This is a genomic window from uncultured Sulfitobacter sp., assembly GCF_947500075.1.
Lineage (GTDB): Bacteria > Pseudomonadota > Alphaproteobacteria > Rhodobacterales > Rhodobacteraceae > Sulfitobacter.
The window spans coordinates 57982-71712 of the sequence record NZ_CANMQS010000010.1 but is presented as its reverse complement, the minus strand read 5'-3'; the positions used below and the strand labels follow the sequence as shown (position 1 = coordinate 71712).

Annotated in this window: 10 protein-coding genes; 5 read left to right on the top strand and 5 right to left on the bottom strand. The window is 62.0% G+C overall.

The window, feature by feature from the left end; genetic code table 11:
* Positions 1-70 precede the first annotated feature (70 nt).
* A complete protein-coding gene (locus Q1A91_RS21820) occupies positions 71-1447 on the top strand; it encodes an aminotransferase (RefSeq protein ID WP_299882601.1) in 1377 nt (458 codons plus the stop codon).
* A 90-nt stretch (positions 1448-1537) separates the two neighbouring features.
* On the opposite strand, the gene Q1A91_RS21815 is transcribed toward Q1A91_RS21820, so the two are convergent.
* From Q1A91_RS21815 to Q1A91_RS21795, 5 genes are all read right to left on the bottom strand, one after another.
* Positions 1538-2008, bottom strand: a complete 471-nt coding sequence (locus tag Q1A91_RS21815) for a hypothetical protein (RefSeq protein WP_299882599.1) — start codon at positions 2006-2008, stop codon at positions 1538-1540.
* Between the two features lie 83 nt (positions 2009-2091).
* A complete protein-coding gene (locus Q1A91_RS21810) occupies positions 2092-3204 on the bottom strand; it encodes an S-(hydroxymethyl)glutathione dehydrogenase/class III alcohol dehydrogenase (RefSeq protein WP_299882647.1) in 1113 nt (370 codons plus the stop codon).
* A gap of 194 nt (positions 3205-3398) precedes the next feature.
* Positions 3399-5804, bottom strand: a complete 2406-nt coding sequence (locus Q1A91_RS21805; RefSeq protein WP_299882597.1) for an FAD-dependent oxidoreductase — start codon at positions 5802-5804, stop codon at positions 3399-3401.
* Between the two features lie 88 nt (positions 5805-5892).
* On the bottom strand, positions 5893-7545 hold the full coding sequence (locus Q1A91_RS21800; RefSeq protein ID WP_299882595.1) for a sulfatase-like hydrolase/transferase: 1653 nt from the start codon (positions 7543-7545) through the stop codon (positions 5893-5895).
* Between the two features lie 63 nt (positions 7546-7608).
* Positions 7609-9771, bottom strand: a complete 2163-nt coding sequence (locus Q1A91_RS21795) for a primosomal protein N' (RefSeq protein WP_299882645.1) — start codon at positions 9769-9771, stop codon at positions 7609-7611.
* A gap of 188 nt (positions 9772-9959) precedes the next feature.
* On the opposite strand from Q1A91_RS21795, the gene fsa reads away from it, so the two are divergent.
* The 4 genes from fsa (at position 9960) to Q1A91_RS21775 (ending at position 13683) form a co-directional block, all read left to right on the top strand.
* Positions 9960-10613, top strand: coding sequence for a fructose-6-phosphate aldolase (gene fsa / locus Q1A91_RS21790; RefSeq protein ID WP_299882594.1), 654 nt, complete (start codon positions 9960-9962; stop codon positions 10611-10613).
* Between the two features lie 159 nt (positions 10614-10772).
* On the top strand, positions 10773-11888 hold the full coding sequence (locus Q1A91_RS21785) for an ATP-binding protein (protein WP_299882592.1): 1116 nt from the start codon (positions 10773-10775) through the stop codon (positions 11886-11888).
* A 140-nt stretch (positions 11889-12028) separates the two neighbouring features.
* Entirely contained in the window at positions 12029-12736 is a 708-nt protein-coding gene (locus Q1A91_RS21780; protein ID WP_299882590.1) for a DUF484 family protein, read from the top strand.
* Positions 12733-13683: a tyrosine recombinase XerC gene (locus tag Q1A91_RS21775; protein ID WP_299882588.1), complete on the top strand. Its 951-nt coding sequence runs from the start codon at positions 12733-12735 to the stop codon at positions 13681-13683. Before Q1A91_RS21780 ends, Q1A91_RS21775 begins: the two co-directional genes overlap by 4 nt.
* Positions 13684-13731: the final 48 nt, after the last annotated feature.

The following is a 13731-nucleotide window of genomic DNA, read 5'->3' as shown; positions in this document are numbered from 1 at the left end:
CCACGCCGGCGGCCCCATTTCCGTGGGCCGCCGATCCGCATTTGTAACATCACGCATAAAGGGGACCGCCATGACCATCCAAGACGCCAATTCCGCCTGGGCCAAGGACCGCGCCCATGTGCTGCACCCCTACACGGATTTCAGCACCTTCAAGGACGAAGGCAGCCAGGTCATCACCGGGGCCTCCGGCATGTATGTGACCGACAGCGACGGGCGACAGATGCTCGACGGAATTGCGGGTCTGTGGTGCGTGAACATCGGACATGGTCGGCGCGAGATGGCCGAAGCGATCTCTGATCAGGTGCTGCAAATGCAGTATTACAACCCCTTCGGCCATTCCACCAACGAACCGGCAGCAGAACTGGGCGCTTGGCTGTCCAAACATGCGCCGGGCACCTTGAACCACGTGCATTACACCTGCGGCGGCTCTACCGCGAATGATGCCGCGATCCGCATGGTGCATTACTATTTCACCATGCGGGGGCTGCACCGCAAAAAGAAAGTCATCTCCCGCAACAATGCCTACCACGGGGCCACCTACGTGGCCGCCGAACTGACCGGCATCCACGCCACGAAGATGAGCTTTGACAAAGTGGGCGAACATTTCATCCACCATGTCTCCGCCGCGAATATGTTTGAACGGCCTGATGGCATGACCGAGGACGCCTATTGCGATTTTCTGGTCACCGAATTCGAAAACCGGATCCACCAGCTGGGCCCCGACAACGTCGCGGCCTTCATCGCGGAGCCCGTCATGGGCGCAGGCGGCGTGCTGATCGCGCCCAAAGGCTACCACCGCCGCATGTGGGAGGTCTGCAAACGCCACGACATGCTCTATATCGCCGATGAGGTCGTCACCGCCTTCGGCCGTCTGGGCGCGTGGTTCGCTTCTGAAGAGGTGTTCGATTACCAGCCCGACATACTGGTCTGCGCCAAGGGGATCACGTCGGGCTATGTGCCTTTGGGGGCCACGCTGATCTCGGATGAGATCTATGAGGTGATCAGCCAGCCGCAATGCGAAGGCGGCGTGTTCTCGATGGGGCTGACGTACTTCGGGCATCCGCTGGCCTGCCGCGCGGCATTGACCAACATCGACATCATCGCGCGCGAAGGGCTGTTGAAACAGGCGCAGGAAACGGGGGCGTACCTACAGGAAACGGCCCAGATGCTTCGCGATCTGGACCATGTCGGGGATGTTCGCGGGCATGGGTTGATGATGGCCGTGGACCTGATGGCCGACAAGGACAGCAAGACGCCCTTCCCCGTCACCACCAAGGCAGGGGGACATATCTTCAAGGCCTGTGTGGAGAAGGGGCTGATCGTGCGCCCTGTGGGAGACCGGATCGTGCTGTCACCGCCCCTGATCATCGACCGCGCGCAGGTGGACCAGATTGTCGACACCCTGCACCAGACCATCAAGGCCTTCCGGCCAGACAAGGCCGCCTGATAACACCCCGGTCTGCGCCGGCGACCTGCATCACATCAATGTCGCAGACGGCAACTTGGGGGATCATGAGACAAGATAAAACATGCCCATTCATCCGCAAGGCGCGCCTGCTGCGCCCCATGCCAGTAATGCACGCGCCAGATCCTGCGGGGAGCCCGCGGGGGCGCTGCGCCCCGCGCCCGGCGCAAAGCCCCATGCGACAAAAGCAGAGGTGCTGACGTGGTCCGCAAGGGCCGCAACATCACGATCATCGGTGCGCGCGGGATCACGCAACTGCCGACACAATTCAACCGGCGTGGCCCCCTGCCACGCCAGTGTGACGGGCGGCAATTGCCAAGGTGCGTCGATATGGGGGGCAGCGTGGGGAACCGTGTTGGCCGCAGCCGACGTCACGTGACAGGTCCGGCAGGGCAGCCCTTCGGCTCCGATGCGGCTTTCCCCGGCCCTGACGGCCATGCCGTGCACCGCACCGGGTTTGTACCCCAGCCCTTCCCAGCCGGGCAGATGGCCTTCCCCCACGTGGCAATTGGTGCAACGCGGATGCAAAAAGGCCTCTGCCACGGGGGCAAAGACCTTGGCGCCGGTTTGTTGCGCCGGGGTCGCACCGGCCCAGAAGACCAGTGCGATCAGGATTGGGGCGGCCCTCAGAATTCGACCACCGCCCGGATGGATTTGCCCTCGTGCATCAGGTCAAACCCGTGGTTGATCTCTTCGAGCTTGAGTTTGTGGGTGATCATCGGGTCGATCTCGATCTTGCCGGACATATACCAATCAACGATCTTGGGCACATCCGTGCGCCCCTTGGCCCCGCCAAAGGCCGTGCCGCGCCAGACGCGGCCGGTCACCAGTTGGAAGGGGCGTGTGGAAATCTCAGCGCCCGCGGGGGCCACACCGATGATGATCGACTCGCCCCAGCCCTTGTGCGCACATTCCAGCGCGTCGCGCATGACCTTGGTGTTGCCGGTCGCGTCAAAGGAGTAATCCGCGCCGCCTTTGGTCAGTTCAACCAGATGCGCAACCAGATCGCCGTCCACCTTGGAGGGGTTCACAAAGTCGGTCATGCCGAAATATTTGCCCGTCTCCTCCTTGTCGTCGTTCAGATCCACACCAACGATCTGATCCGCACCGGCAAGGCGCAGGCCCTGGATGACGTTCAGACCAATGCCGCCCAGACCAAAGACCACGCAGCGCGCGCCGATCTCGACCTTCGCCGTATTGATCACCGCACCGATGCCCGTGGTCACGCCGCAGCCGATGTAGCAAATCTTGTCAAAGGGCGCGTCCTTGCGCACCTTGGCCAGCGCAATCTCGGGCACAACCGTGTGATTGGCGAAGGTGGAGCAGCCCATGTAGTGATGGATCGGCGTACCATCGAGCATGGAGAACCGCGTGGTGCCATCGGGCAGCAGGCCCTGGCCCTGGGTCACGCGGATTTTCTGGCAGAGGTTGGTTTTGCCGCTGAGGCAGTATTCGCATTCGCGGCATTCAGGCGTGTAGAGCGGGATCACGTGATCGCCCACTTCCAGCGTCGTCACCCCTTCGCCCACTTCCAGCACCACGCCCGCCCCTTCGTGCCCGAGGATGGCAGGAAAGATGCCTTCGGGATCATCGCCGGAGCGGGTGAATTCATCGGTGTGGCACAGGCCGGTGGCCTTGATCTCAACCAGCACTTCGCCGCGCTTGGGGCCTTCGAGGTTCACCTCCATGATCTCAAGCGGTTTTCCAGCCTCAACGGCGACGGCGGCACGGGTTTTCATCATGGCGATGTCCTTCTCTTTTCATTTTGAAACAACAGGCCCAAGGGGTGCTTTGATGTCAAGCTTTGATCGCAGAGTTGCACAAGCGCGCCGGGCACCCTCCGAGAGAGGGTAACCCGTGGGTTACACTTTATTAACAAAGGGTTACCGGAAATCCGTAGGGGGTTGTTTTGCCCCGGTAAATTCCACAGCCTTCACCCCCGCATCACGGTGCCTTCGGGATCATAAGGCGACGGCGCAATCACCGTCGCCTGACGCGCCACGCCGACCACATGCACCGTCAACGCGGCGCCTTCCGCCGCATGGGCCTTGTCAATCAACGCCATGGCGAGGGAGGCCCCGACGCAATGCCCATAGCCCCCCGACGTGATGAACCCGATCTTGTCGTCGCCTGCCCAGACCGGTTCATAGCCGCTGGCATCCGCATCATCGGCGTCGATCTGCAAGGTCACCAGCACCTTGTCCGGCGTGCCCGCGTCGCGTTCCTTCAATGCGGCCTCTTTGCCGATGAAGTCCTTCGACCAGTCGATCCAGCGGTCCATGCCCGTCTGCCCCGGCGTGTAGCCTTGGGTGAATTCAGCGGACCAGATGCCAAAGGATTTCTCCAGCCGCAGGCTGAGGAGCGCGTTGAAACCGTATTCGATCATGCCGTGATCCGCACCCGCCGCCAGCAGCGTGTCGCGCAGAGCTTTGATGTCGCCCGCCCGGCAGTGCATCTCGTATCCCAACTCCCCCGCGACCGACAGACGGCCCACGGCGCAGCGCACCAATCCGACGTCCATCTGCGCGCAGCCCATGAACTTGAGCGCGTCGGCGTCGCCATCGGTAAGCGCCGCCTCCAGCACCGCGCGGGATTTGGGTCCGGCGAGCGAGAGGCCGACCATTTCCTCGCCCAGATCACGGACGCTTACGCCGTCTTCCATGTGGTCGCTGAACCAGCGCATGTGCCAGGCGCGCAGGTAGTAGGATCCGGTGATCCAATAGCGGCCATCGCCCCAGTTGAAGATCGTCAGGTCGCCCTTGAGACGGCCAACATGGCCCAGCATCGGGGCGAGTTTGATCCGGCCCGGTGCAGGAAGTTTCGACGCCATCAACCGGTCGAGCCACGCTGCCGCATTGGGGCCGGACACTTCGAACTGGGAGAAAGCGGAGATGTCGAGCAGGCCCACGCCTTCGCGCACGGCGCGGCATTCGTTGCCGACGATGTCATGGGCATTCGAGCGGCGCAGAGACGGGGTTTCCTCAAAACCCTGCGGCGCGAAATACAGTGGCACTTCCAGATCCCAGCTTTGGCCCCAAACCGCCCCTGCAGCGGACAGATCACTGTAAATCCCGTTCATTTTCAACGGCCTGCCTGCGGGCAGTTGTTCGTTGGGATAGGTCATCACGAAACGGCGGGAGTAGAATTGCCCGGTGGTTTCCTTGATGTATTGCTTGTTCTCCGCCCAGATGCCGTAGCGGGCGACGTCCATGCCGTAGACATCCGCCTCCGGCTCCCCATGGATCATCCATTCGGCCAGCGATTTTCCCACGCCGCCACCCTGAAGGAACCCTGCCATCACCGCACAGGCGGACCAATAGCCGCGCTTGCCCGGCACCGGGCCGACCAGCGGATTGCCATCGGGGGAGAAGGTGAAGGCACCGTTCACCCATGTCTTGATCCCGACGTTCTCCAACGCGGGATAGCGGCTGTAGCCCATCATCAGTTCATGCTCGATCCGGTCGAGTTGTTCCTGAAACAACTCCATCCCGTAGTCCCACGGCGCGCCGTCCATGGCCCAGTGTTCGGTGTTCTGCTCATAGATGCCCACCAGCAGCCCCTTCTGGTCCTGCCGTGTGTAGGTGAACCCTTCGAGATCGACGGTCATCGGCACTTCGAAATCAAGCTCGGCCAGTTCCGGCACGGTGTCGGTGACAAAGTAATGGTGTTTGAGCGGCGAGACGGGCAATTCGATGCCCGCCATGCGCCCGACCTGCTTGGCCCAGAGGCCGCCTGCGTTGACCACATGTTCGCAAGAAATCGTGCCCTTTTCGGTCACCACCTCCCAGCCTTCAAGCGTCTGGTTCAACTCAAGCACACGGTTGTGTTCGATCACGGTTGCACCGCGTTTCTTGGCCGCCGTGGCATAGGCATGCACAGTGCCTGTGGTGTCGATATACCCTTCGCGGTCGGCCCACATGCCGCCCAGAAGACCGTCGCCAGACATGATGGGGTTGAGCTCCACGGCTTCTTCCACGGTAACAAGACGGCAGTCTTCGATGCCGATGGACTGGAAGGTGCGGTAGGCCGATTGCAACCATTCCCAGCGGTCGGGGGTGCCGGCCATGGTGAGGCCACCGGTCATGTGCAACCCGATGTTCTGGCCGCTTTCCTCTTCGATTTCGCTCAGCAGATCAATGGTATAGGCTTGCAGCGCCGCGATATTGGGATCGGCGTTCAGCGCGTGGATACCGCCCGCCGCGTGCCAGCTCGACCCTGCAGTCAGGACCGAGCGTTCGACCAGCGCCACATCGCGCCACCCCAGTTTGGCGAGGTGGTAGAGCACGGACGCGCCGACCACGCCCCCGCCAATGACAACAACCCGGTAGTGCGATTTCATGGTGTCCCTCTCCGCTTTGGCTGGGGTCAGCAGAGCGGCTGGCGGGGGCACAGTCTAGGTCAGAAACGACAAGACCTGACGCAAACGGTCAGGTGTCGCCTTCCCCTTCCAGATGGTTTTGCCGGGCGGGTCCACGGTATTTCTCGGTCAATTCAGGCGGCACTTCGCTGCCGTCATAGAGGAACGGCAGCACCCCCCGCGTGCGCGAGGCGCCGGTTTTGGACAGGATGTCATCCTCGGACATGGTGACCCGCTGGGACATGCGCCGCCCCCACTGGGCGAGCATGCCATACATGCGGTCGATCTGATCCTCATGGCCGGGGGTCTTGGCCAGATCGGTGAATTCATCCGGATCGGTTTCCAGATCAAACAGCATCGGGCGGAAGCCGCCTTCGGCGTGCATCAGTTTGTAGCGCCCGTCGAAGACCATGAAGAGCCGCGCCTCGCGCGGTTTCAGACCCAGCTTGGCGCGGTTGGGGGTGGCGGAGTAGTCGTATTCGCTGATCACGAAATCCCGCCACGCCGGCGTTTCGCCGCGCAGCCAGGGCGATAGCGTGCGCCCTTCGACGATATGATCGGGGATCTTGCCGCCTGCGGCCTCAATGAAGGTGGGGGCAAGATCGATGCTTTCGACCAGCGCGTCACAGGTGGTGCCACGGGTGGCGTCGGCATCACTGCGGGGATCGTAGATGATCAGGGGGACTTTGACCGATTGCGCGTGAAAGAGGTCCTTCTCTCCCATCCAGTGATCGCCGAGGTAATCGCCGTGGTCCGAGGTCAGGACGATCATCGTGTCTTTCAGCGTGTCGGTCTCCTCCAGATGGGCCAACAGGCGGCCCAGCTGGTCGTCACATTGCTTGATCAGCCCCATGTAGGCCGGGATCACCTTGTTGCGCACCGCGTCGCGTTGGAAGGCTTGTGAGATGTTGCCTTCCATATAGGAGCCATAAACCGGATGCGGGTCGTCCCTTTCGGCGGCGTCGCGCAGGGGCGGCGGCACATGTTCGGGGCCGAACATGTTGTGGTAGGGGGCGGGCACGATATAGGGCCAGTGGGGTTTGATGTAGCTCAGGTGCGCACACCAAGGGCCCTCCGCCTGATCGATGAATTCAATCGCCCGACCTGTGAGCCATGGTGTTTCGGAATGTTCTTCGTGGATGTTGGCGGGTTTGTCGGCGTTGGCGAACATCCAGCCGGAGGCGATATCGCCGTCCTCGACCCCGGCATTCGCGTAATCGGCCCAGGGGTTTTCACCGTCATAGCCCAGCGCATTGAGATAGGCGTTGTAGGGCGAGCGGCCCTTGTCATAAAACCCGTCCGGCCCTTCGGCCCAGAGCCCGTCGTCGCGGGTCCAGACGTCAAAACCGCATTCCGCCTGCCGCGCGCCGATGACACTGTCGGACGACAGGCCGAGGCGCGCCATGCCTTCGGCATCCGCCTCCATATGGGTCTTGCCTATGAGCCAGCAGCCCATGCCCAGCTTGCGCAGGTGGTCGCCCATGGTCTGTTCACCCACCCGCAAGGGAAAGCCGTTCCACTGCGCGCCGTGGCTGGAGGCATAGCGGCCCGTGTAGGTGCACATCCGGCTGGCCCCGCAAATGGGCGACTGGATATGCGCATTGGTAAACCGCACGCCCATCGACGCCACACGGTCAAAATGCGGCGTGTGCAGATGCGGGTGACCCGCGCAGCTGAGGTAGTCGAACCGCAGCTGGTCGTACATGATGAATAGGATGTTCATTGGTGGCCCCTCCCCTTGTCTGGTTTATTCAGGGTGCGGACGGCGAGGTCAATGAAGGTGTCTTCAGTAGAAACTCTGCGGGTCGATGTCGACGGCCAGACGCATCTCGCCTTTCAGGCGCACCTGCGCGATCCATTTTGACAACGCCTCTTGCAGGGGCGCGGTTTTTTCGGCCTTCACCAGCAGGCGGACCCGGTGGCGGCCCCGCACGCGGGCGATGGGGGCCGGGGCGGGCCCATAGACCTGCGCGCCGATCCGGCGGAGCGCGGCATCCTGACGGGCCAGCAGGTTGCCTGCATCAAAGACCTGCGCCACGTCGGGACCAGAGAGGATGATCCCCGCCATCCGGCCATAGGGCGGCACCGCGGCCTGCCTGCGGCCTGCGGCTTCGGCTTTCCAGAAGCCTTCCTCATCCCCCAGCAGAATCGCGCGGATAACGGGGTGTTCAGGTTGGTAGGTTTGCAAAAGCGCCGTCCCCGGTGCTTCGGCACGGCCCGCGCGGCCTGCAACCTGACGCATCAGTTGGAAGGTACGTTCAGCCGCGCGCAAGTCGGACCCCATGAGGCCCAGGTCCGCATCAATCACGCCGACGAGGGTGAGTTTGGGGAAGTTGTGCCCTTTGGCCACGAGTTGCGTGCCGATGATGATGTCAGCCGCCCCTTCTGCAATGCCTGCGATTTCGGCCTTCAGCGCGCGGGCGGAGCCGTACATATCCGAACTCAGCGTGGCGATACGGGCATCTGGAAACAGCGCTTCGGCTTCCTCGCCCAGCCGTTCGACACCGGGGCCGACGGGGGCCAGCCGGCCTTCGGCTTCACAGGACGGACAGGCATCGGGCATGGGTTTGCTTTCGCCGCATTGGTGGCAGATGAGGCGTTTGAGGAAGCGGTGTTCGACCATACGTGCATCGCAATGGTCACAGCCGATCTGATGCCCGCAGGCACGACATAGCGTGACGGGGGCATAGCCGCGCCGGTTGATGAAAAGCATCGCCTGTTCGCCGCGCGCAAGGCGTGCGTTGACTTCCGCTTGCAGTTGGGGGGACACCCAGCGGTCCGCTGGCAGGCCCGCGTCGCGCATGTCGATGGTGTCCATCTTTGGCAAAACGGCAGGGCCGAAACGGGAGGTGAGTTCGAGCCGGGTGTATTTGCCCGCTTCCGCATTGGCCCAGCTTTCCAGCGATGGGGTGGCGGAGGCCAGCACCACCTGCGCGCCGCAGATCGAGGCACGCAGAACGGCCATGTCACGGGCGTGATAGAGCACACCGTCCTCTTGTTTGTAGGAGGTGTCGTGTTCCTCATCCACGACGATCAGGCCCAAATCGCGATACGGCAGGAACAGGGCCGACCGCGCCCCGATCACCAGTTGCGCGCCGCCCGTGGCGACCATGCGCCAGATGCGGCGGCGCTCCGTCATGGTGGCACCGGAATGCCATTCAGCGGGTTTCGCGCCAAAGCGTTCCTGCACACGGGTCAGGAATTGCTCCGTCAGGGCGATTTCAGGCAACAGCACCAGCGCCTGACGGCCTGCGCGCAGACAGGCGGCGACGGCTTCGAGATAGACTTCGGTTTTGCCGGAGCCGGTGACGCCGCGCAGCAGGGTTGTGCCGTACTTTTGCGAGGTGACACCCGCGGCGAGGGTTGCGGATGCGGCGGCTTGGTCGGCGGTCAACTCCTTGCTGGGCAGATCGGGATCCATGGGCGTGAAGGGCAGATCGCGGGGGCTGTCTTCTTCGCGCACGACGCCTTGCTCGACCAGACCTTTGACGACCGAAGGTGTGACCCCCGCCATCTCTGCCAACTCCTTGAGGGTGAAGGCCAGATCACCGTATTCCTCAAGCGTTTCCAACACGCGGGAGCGGGCGGCAGTGGCCCGCGACGGCTCCCCTTCCCCGCGCCGGTAAATCTTGCGCATCGACGGCGGATCGCCCAAGCCGGGAGCGCGGGTGGCCAGCCGCAGCATCGCGGGCATGGGCGTCAGCGTGTAGGCCGCCGCACGGGTCAGGAAGCTGACCATTTCCTCGCGCATGGGTGGCGCATCCAGCACGCGGATCACGTGGCGGATCTTGCTCAGGTCATAATCCCCCTGCCCCGGCCCCCAGACCACACCCAGCACCTTGCGCGGGCCCAACGGCACCTCCACAAAGGCACCGGGATGACAGCCCCCTTCGGGCGCGCGGTAATCCAGCGCACGGCCCAAGGGTTGCGTTGTCATCACGGCAACCAGATCACCGTGGTCAAAAAAGGAAGGCCCGGAAGGACCAAGGGGTGGCACGTCGCACCGCTCCGCAACAAGGGTAGATCGGAATTGAGGGTTTAAGCATCGCAGATCATGCGGTAAAGCCAAGACAGCTGATCACATGTGAGCGCTAACGGACGCACCACGCGCCCGAGGCCCCAACAAAGGACCCCGCGATGAAATTCTTCGTAGACACCGCTGAAATTGACGCCATTGCCGAACTGAACGATCTCGGGATGGTCGATGGCGTGACCACCAACCCCTCCCTGATCCTGAAGTCAGGCCGCGACATCATTGAAGTGACAGCAGAAATCTGCGCGCTGGTGGATGGCCCGGTGAGCGCGGAAGTGGTGGCGATGGAAGCCGAAGCGATGATCGCCGAGGGGCGCAAGCTGGCGGAGATTGCCGATAACATTACCATCAAACTGCCACTGACATGGGATGGGTTGAAGGCCTGCAAGGTGCTGTCGGACGAAGGCCGCATGGTCAATGTGACCTTGTGTTTCTCAGCCAATCAGGCGCTGCTGGCGGCGAAAGCGGGGGCGACGTTCATCTCTCCGTTCATCGGGCGGCTGGACGACATCCACCTTGATGGCATGGACCTGATCGCGGACATCCGCACGATTTATGACAATTACGGATATGAAACGAACATCCTCGCGGCCTCCATCCGGTCGGTGAACCACGTACAGGATTGTGCGTTGGTGGGGGCAGATGTGATGACAGCGCCGCCGGAAGTGATCAAGAAACTGGCCACACACCCGCTGACCGACAAGGGGCTGGAACAATTCATGGCCGATTGGGCCAAAACGGGCCAGAACATCCTTTGATAGATTTTCAGTAATCCGGGTCCTGTATCCGGCAACGCTTAAGCAGGTCTTTACGAATTTTCTTTACCCCGGCGTGTAGTTCTCCAGATCACGCCGGGTTTCATGTTTTTGCGTTTCTCATCAGGTTCCCAGACGCCGAAACAAAAGGTCAAACGGCTGTTGCTGATCTATTTGGCAGCGGCCACCGTGATGCTTCTGATCCTGCTGGCCTCCCTTGTCACATTGAACGCACAGACCACGGCCTTGCTTGCCAGTCTGGACACCGCAGACCGCACCATGCGGGAAGACGCGCATCGCATTGTCCTGGGAATTGAACGCCAGAAAACTGCGGTTGTGATGATCAGTGCGCTTCTGCTTGTCGGGCTGGCGCTTGGCGTTTTCCTGCCCGGCCAGCGCCTTTTGAAACGTGTCATTGCAATGGGGGCTGCGCGGGACCGGCAGCTGCGCGAGGCACAGACCGCGCTCGACCTGACCAACCATGCGTTGCGCCACAAGAACCAGCAGATCGAGAAAGAGCAGGCGCGCCTGCGTCGCGCGCTCAATAATGCAGCGCTGTTGTGCGGGGAACAGGCCGCATTCACCTACTCCGTGTCGCATGACCTGAAATCCCCTGCAAACACCCTGCAACTGGTGCTTGATGAGTTGATCCACGAACATGCCAGCACCATGTCCGACGATGGCCGTGGCCTGCTTCAGCATGCACAGGAAAGCATCACCCTGATGAGCATCCTGATTGAGGATGTATTACAATACTCCTGGGCCACTGACCCCAATGAAGCGGTTCAGACCGTCGACCTTGCGGCGGCCGTCAACACGGCCTGTGAAAAACTGCATGAGCAGATCAGTGCGACGGATGCGCTTGTCACCATGGGCAAGCTGAACCACATCAAGGCGGCCCCGCGCCAGATTGATATCCTGCTGTATCATTTGCTCAGCAATGCACTGACATTTCAGCGCGAAGGACACATTCCCAATGTCCATATCAGCAGCAAGGTCGGCACCAAACCCGACACCGTCGTGTTGCGGGTAGAGGACAATGGCATTGGCATTGCTGAGGAAGATCAACTGAGGATCTTTGGCCTGTTTCAGCGTCTGCACCTGCGCGACACCTACCCCGGTTCCGGCCTTGGTTTGGCGACCTGTCAGCGCATCGCGGCAAATCATTCAGGCACGATTACCCTTCAATCCGCGTTGGGCGAAGGCTCCATCTTCGAAGTGACCCTGGGCCCGCTCCTGTCGCAGGATGCCGCTTTGCTGGGGGCCTATGCGGCATAGGCAAGGCGTTGATCTTGAAACGCTTCAGGTCCGCCGCGCGCAAAACAGCAACGCCTGTTCCCTTTTCCGCCGCGCTTTGAAAAAAGGGCAGCAATTGCCCCTTGCGGGTGGTATAGAGACCCAAACAAAAAGAGACGGTCATGAGCAGCAGCCCCAAGATTGATGACGCCCTGCGTGAGGCGATCATTTCAAAACCCGACGTTATTCTGGACGACAGTGATGTGATGCAGGCCCTGATTGCGGCCAACGAACGGGCGATGGGCGGCAACATCGTCGATCTGCGCGGCATCGCGATGGAGCGGCTGGAAACCCGTCTGGACCGGCTCGAAGATACCCACCGCAGCGTCATTGCCGCGGCGTATGAAAATCTTGCAGGCACAAACCAGATCCACCGCGCGATCCTGCGGATGATGGACCCGACGGAGTTTGAGGGGTTCTTGCGCGAGTTGGGCGGCGAAGTGGCCGATATCCTGCGCGTGGACGCGGTGAAGCTGGTGCTCGAATCAGCTCAGAACGACGAAGACCCTGCGGTACAGCGCCTAGGCGACGTGCTGAACGTGGCAGAGCCGGGGTTCATTGATGACTATCTCACCCAGGGACGGGGCGGCACCGCCCGCAAGGTCATCCTGCGCAGCGTCCAGACCGGAGGAGAGCCGATTTACGGGCAAAAGGCGGAATATGTCCGCTCGGAAGCCTGTCTGAAGCTGGACTTTGGAGAGGGCCGCCTGCCCGGTCTGCTGGCGCTTGGATCGGAGGATCCGCATATGTTCGGGCCCCAGCAGGGCACAGACCTGTTGACCTTTTTCACCGGGGTTTTTGAACGCGCCATGCGGCGCTGGTTGTCTTGACGGGCCGGAACAGCACTGCCACAGACGGGCTGATCAGCCCCGCAGCGCGTGATGCGCTTGAGACCTGGCTGACCCATCAGCGTGCCTTGAAAGGCGTGGCGGAAAACACCATCACCGCATATCAGGGTGACGTCACCGGCTTTCTGGCGTTCATGACACTGCACAAGGGCGGCGCGCAGGGTCTGGCACCCCTTTCCCAGATCAGCATTTCCGACATGCGCAGTTGGATGGCGCATACGCGGGGTCCGGCGGTGGGTCCGCGCTCCATGGCGCGCAAGCTCTCTGCGGTGAAGGCCTTTTACCGCTGGCTGGCGGAGCGCGAAGGGTTTGAACCCACGGCCGTTCTGTCCACCCGCGCGCCGAAGTTCACCAAGAAACTGCCGCGCCCTCTGGCCGTGGATGCCGCCCATGCGCTGATTGAATGTGTGGAAATACAGTCGGACCGCCCCTGGGTGGCCGCGCGCGATGTGGCGGTGCTGACATTGCTCTGGGGCTGCGGGTTGCGCATCTCGGAAGCCCTGAGCCTGCAAGGCCGGGACGCCCCTCTGGCGGAAATGCTGCATATGAAGGGCAAAGGCGGCAAGGAACGTGTGGTGCCGGTTCTGCCGGCAGCGCGCGATGCAGTGGATGCCTATCTGCGGCTCTGCCCCCACCCCAAAGCCGATGACATGCCATTGTTCCGGGCGATCCGGGGCGGCGCGTTGGGACAACGGGCGATTGCCAAGGTTATGGCAGATGCGCGTATGCAGCTGGGCCTGCCAGCCACAGCGACACCCCACGCGATGCGGCACAGCTTTGCCACGCATCTGCTTGATGCGGGCGGAGACCTGCGCGCGATACAGGAATTGCTGGGCCATGCGTCGTTGTCGACAACACAGGCCTATACGGCGGTGGACACGGCGCGGTTGATGGACGTCTACAACAAGGCGCATCCAAAGGCCGGGTGAGAAACGGTTGATCAGGAATCGTTTTCTTTGAAAGAAAACGGTCGGAAT